The 5,174-nt window shown below is 49.5% G+C and carries 4 protein-coding genes; all 4 read left to right on the plus strand.

Going from position 1 to position 5,174, the window contains the following annotated elements; translation table 11 throughout:
* Nucleotides 1-128 precede the first annotated feature (128 nt).
* Nucleotides 129-680 carry a glycerol-3-phosphate responsive antiterminator gene (locus JG50_RS0117055; protein ID WP_033102322.1) on the plus strand — a complete coding sequence of 184 codons (552 nt, stop codon included), beginning with the start codon at nucleotides 129-131 and terminating at the stop codon, nucleotides 678-680.
* Between the two features lie 214 nt (nucleotides 681-894).
* Nucleotides 895-1,608, plus strand: a complete 714-nt coding sequence (locus JG50_RS0117060) for an MIP/aquaporin family protein (protein WP_033102323.1) — start codon at nucleotides 895-897, stop codon at nucleotides 1,606-1,608.
* A gap of 17 nt (nucleotides 1,609-1,625) precedes the next feature.
* Complete coding sequence (gene glpK / locus JG50_RS0117065) at nucleotides 1,626-3,125, plus strand: glycerol kinase GlpK (protein ID WP_033102324.1); 1,500 nt, start codon at nucleotides 1,626-1,628, stop codon at nucleotides 3,123-3,125.
* A gap of 109 nt (nucleotides 3,126-3,234) precedes the next feature.
* Nucleotides 3,235-4,899: a glycerol-3-phosphate dehydrogenase/oxidase gene (locus tag JG50_RS0117070; RefSeq protein ID WP_033102325.1), complete on the plus strand. Its 1,665-nt coding sequence runs from the start codon at nucleotides 3,235-3,237 to the stop codon at nucleotides 4,897-4,899.
* Nucleotides 4,900-5,174 lie beyond the last annotated feature (275 nt).

Genomic DNA, 5,174 nt, shown 5'->3' on the forward strand with positions numbered 1-5,174 from the left:
TCACTCTTTAGTTTTCAGGGAACACTTTAACCCCCTTTTTGCTTGGTTGGCTGAGGGGGTTTTTCTTATTTCATGGTATGATGGAATCACCAAGAAAAGGGATTTGATCTGAGCAGGAGGGAAACTGAATGCGTTTGGGAAAGCAAAAGATCTTGCCGGCGGCAAAGAGTATTAAAGATTTTGAGAAAATGATGAACAGCCGGTTTCAAACCATTATTTTACTGGATTCCCATGTAGCCCAGCTGCCATCGCTGATGAAATTGGCAAACCGATATCAAAAACAGGTTTTGTTGCATGTCGATTTGATCCAGGGGTTGAAAAGCGATGAATATGCCGCCGAGTTCCTGTGCCAAGTGATAAAACCCGCCGGTCTGATTTCCACGCGCACACCGGTAGTCCAAGTGGCAAAGAAAAAGTCGTTAATCGCCATTCAGCGCGTGTTTCTTCTGGATACCCACGCCCTGGAAACCAGCTATCGGCTGTTGAAAACATCGCAGCCCGATTATATCGAGGTATTGCCCGGGGTGATTCCCCATATCATCAGGGAGGTAAGGGAAAATACCGGGATTCCCATTTTGGCTGGAGGGTTGATCCGAACGAGACAAGAGGTGAGAGAAGCATTGGAAGCGGGGGCGGAAGCAGTGACGACATCAAGCCAAAATCTATGGGAATATAAATAAAAGTATTGAAAAATGTATGTTCATATTTTAAAATGGAATTGTGAACGCTTACACACCCTTGAACCCGACCAAGTTAATAACAGACATGAGTTTTGGAGAGTCACTAAACCTTCTTTTCTACCGCGGAAGGAAAAGAGGAATTTTAGTGATTCTTTTTATTTATGAACTATTTTTCTGAGTATTACGAGTAATAAAACGCCAGGGGAGGATGGATATGTCTCATTTTGCAGCTGAATTAATCGGGACAATGATCTTGATCTTATTGGGGGATGGCGTTGTGGCCGGGGTTGTCTTAAACCGGTCCAAGGCGCAAAACGCAGGTTGGGTTGTCATTACATTAGGGTGGGGATTGGCGGTGATGGTTCCCGCTTATCTGGTCGGCCATGTCAGCGGTGCGTATCTCAACCCTGCGGTTACGATCGGGTTTGCCATGGCCGGGAAACTCCCCTGGTCTGAGGTGGGCGGAATGATCGTGGCCCAGATGATCGGTGCCTTTTTGGGGGCCGTGCTTGTTTGGCTTTTCTATTATCCACATTGGAAGGTCACGGATGATGCCGAGGCGAAACGGAATGTTTTCTGCACTAGTCCGGCCATCCGCAGCCCGTTTTTCAATTTCCTGTCCGAAGTGATCGGCACATTTGTATTGGTCTTTGCCTTATTGGGCTTCGGAGCCAAGGGAATTGTGTTTGCCGACGGCTTGCAGACGCTGGTGGTTGGATTACTGATTGTCTCGATTGGGATGTCACTCGGCGGAACGACGGGATATGCAATAAATCCTGCGCGTGATCTTGGACCGCGATTGGCTCATGCTCTCCTGCCGATTGCCGGAAAAGGGCACTCTGATTGGGGATATGCCTGGATTCCGGTTGTCGGGCCGGTTGTCGGTGCGTTGATTGCGGCATTGAGCTTTGTCGTGTTGTTCCAATAAAGGAGAGGTGAACAGGAATGAAAAAGAAATACGTACTTGCCATTGATCAGGGAACAACCAGTTCCAGAGCGATTTTGTTTGATCGCCAAGGCCGGATCAAAGAAATGGCGCAAAAAGAATTTACTCAGTATTTTCCGCAACCGGGCTGGGTGGAACATGATGCGGTGGAGATCTGGGATTCGGTTCGTCAAGTCATCGCAGAGGTCTTGCAAAAAGCCGGAGCTCATGCAGACGAGATCGCAGCGATCGGGATCACCAATCAGCGGGAAACCGCCGTTGTCTGGGACCGGCATACGGGGGAACCGGTCTACCATGCGATTGTGTGGCAATCACGCCAAACGGCCGGGATTTGCGCTGAACTGATGGAAGAGGGTTATCAGGAGGTATTCCGGGACAAAACGGGTCTTTTGATCGACGCATATTTTTCCGGTACCAAAGTGAAATGGATTTTGGACCAGGTGGACGGTGCGCGGGCAAAAGCGGAAAAAGGGGATCTGTTGTTTGGAACTATTGACAGCTGGCTTGTCTGGAAACTCTCCGGGGGAAAAGCCCATATAACGGATTATACCAATGCTTCGCGCACCCTGATGTATAATATCCATGACCTGAAGTGGGATGACGCGTTATTGGAGATTTTGACTGTCCCTGCCGCCATGTTGCCGGAAGTCCGTTCTTCCTCGGAAGTTTATACCGTGACCTATCCCGATGTATTTTTCGGGAAAGAGGTGCCGATTTCCGGAATTGCCGGCGATCAGCAGGCGGCGCTGTTCGGGCAGGCCTGTTTTGAGCAGGGGATGGCGAAAAACACTTACGGAACCGGTTGTTTTATGTTGATGAACACGGGCAGCAAGGCGGTTCGCTCCAAGCATGGATTATTGACCACCATTGCTTGGGGGATCGACGGAAAAGTGGAATATGCCCTGGAGGGAAGCATTTTTATCGCTGGTTCGGCTGTCCAGTGGCTTCGTGACGGGTTGCAACTGATTCAAACAGCGGCGGAATCGGAGGACTTAGCGGTTAAGGTGGTTTCGACAAACGGAGTGTATGTGGTTCCCGCTTTTGTGGGTCTGGGAACCCCGTATTGGGATTCCGATGCGCGCGGTGCCGTATTCGGTTTGACCCGCGGCACTTCTAAGGAACATTTCATCCGGGCCACATTGGAATCACTGGCATACCAGACCAAAGATGTATTGACTGCAATGGAGGCCGATTCCGGGATTCGCCTGAAAAAACTGCGCGTTGACGGCGGAGCCACTGCCAATGGATTTTTAATGCAATTCCAGAGCGATGTTCTCGGTGTACCGGTTGAACGGCCGATTGTCCTGGAAACAACGGCGTTGGGAGCAGCATATTTGGCAGGATTGGCGGTTGGATTTTGGAACAATAAACAGGAGATCGCGGATCATTGGGCGATTGACCGCACCTTTAATGTGAAAATGGATGACAATTCCCGCAATAAATTGTATAATGGTTGGGTAAAGGCAGTAGAAGCTACGCGAGCATTTAAACTCGATTAATCCATACAAGTTAATAGTTGGCGGAGAACAGGAGAAAACCACATGACCTTATGTGTTGGCACATAGGGTTTATGTGGTTTTTCTTTTTATCAAAAGGAGGAGAACCAAAATGGCGATACCTTTTACGGTGAAAGAACGCAGTCGTTTGCAAACGGAATTGGCAGGAAAACAACTGGATCTGCTTGTCATCGGAGGAGGAATCACTGGGGCAGGGATTGCTTTGGATGCCCAGTCCCGGGGAATCGAAACGGTTGTCATTGAGATGCAGGACTTTGCTGCCGGCACTTCCAGCCGTTCAACCAAGCTCGTACATGGAGGACTTCGCTATTTAAAACAGCTCGAAGTCGGTCTGGTGGCCGAGGTCGGCAAAGAGCGGGCAATTGTTTATGAAAACGGACCGCATGTGACGACCCCGGAATGGATGCTGCTCCCGATTATTCCCGGCGGGTCGCTTGGCAAATTTGCCACATCAGTCGGGTTAAAGGTATATGATTTTCTGGCAGGGGTAAAAAAGAGTGAACGACGCAGGATGTTGTCCAAAGAAGAAGCGCTTCAAATGGAGCCGCTTTTGCGCAAAGAGGATTTAAAAGGAGCGGGGTACTACGTCGAGTACCGGACGGATGACGCCCGTCTGACCCTGGAAGTGCTGAAAAAAGCGGTCAGCCTCGGAGCGAAGGCATTTAACTACATGAAAGCGGAAGAGCTGTGCTATGAAGGCGGGAAACTGACGGGCGTTCTGGTCCGGGATCTGCTGACTGATGAAACTTTCCGGCTGAAAGCAAAAAAAATCGTGAATGCGACCGGTCCCTGGGTTGACGAACTGCGGGAAATGGACGGATCGAAGAAAGGGAAAACCATTCACTGGACCAAAGGTGTCCATCTCGTTGTCGATCAGAAACGATTCCCGCTGAGGCAGGCGGTTTATTTTGATACTCCGGATCAGCGCATGGTGTTTGCCATTCCGCGTGACGGCAAAACCTATATCGGAACGACGGATACCGATTATCACAATGATCTGGTTAACCCGCGTGTGACCGAGGAAGACCGCGATTATCTCATTCGGGCCGTGAATCACATGTTTCCGGAAATCCAGTTGACCAAAGGGGATGTTGAAGCGTTCTGGGCAGGAATTCGCCCGCTCATCCATGAAGAGGGAAAATCCCCTTCGGAAATCTCGAGAAAGGACGAAATCTTCCGTTCAGCGACAGGATTGATCACCATTGCCGGCGGAAAACTGACCGGATACCGCAAGATGGCGGAAAAAGTGGTTGATTTGATCGCCAAAGAGTTAAAAAAAGAGACAGGCAAATCCTACCCGGGATGCCAGACGGAGCGGATTGCCATATCCGGAGGGGAAGTGGGCGGTTCGCAAGGGTGGCGCACTTTTTTGGCACAAAAACAGCAACAGGGAATCGACATCGGCCTCACATCGGAAGAATCACTGCGTCTGGTGAAGCTGTATGGTTCCAATGTAGATGAAGTTTTTGCCTGGGTCGGGAGAGGGCGGCAAGAAGCGCAGCATTTTGGGCTTTTGCCGGCGGTTTATGCCACGGTCATGTACGGGATCGAGCAGGAATCGGTTGCCAAGCCGGTGGATTATTTCATTCGCCGTACAGGCAGCATGTTCTTTGATATCAATTGGGTGAAAGAGTGGAAAGAACCCGTGTTAACTTTGATGAAAGAGAAATTGGGATGGAGTCAATCGCAAATGGAGACTTATGCAGACGAGTTGGAAGAGGCGATCATCATAGCCACTGAAACGGTAAACTCTTGACAGGCAGCGCCATCGGTGGGGTTTCGTACTCCATCGGGCGTTGCTTTTTTTTGGTGGAAAATGTGATTTTACTTCGGGGAATCGGTGCGGGAATGTTAAACTGCCCGGCTTTGCAAGGTTTTCCGATTTAGGATTGATTTCCGTTTGGGATGAATTTTCTTTGCGGAGAAAAAAATATAAAAAAAGGGTTGCAATATGATGTTACCCGTGATATATTATTTCTTGTCGCCGCAATGACCGGCGCAACGAAGAGAACGCACCTTGAAAATAAGATA

The organism is Thermoactinomyces daqus (genome assembly GCF_000763315.1).
Lineage (GTDB): Bacteria > Bacillota > Bacilli > Thermoactinomycetales > Thermoactinomycetaceae > Thermoactinomyces_A > Thermoactinomyces_A daqus.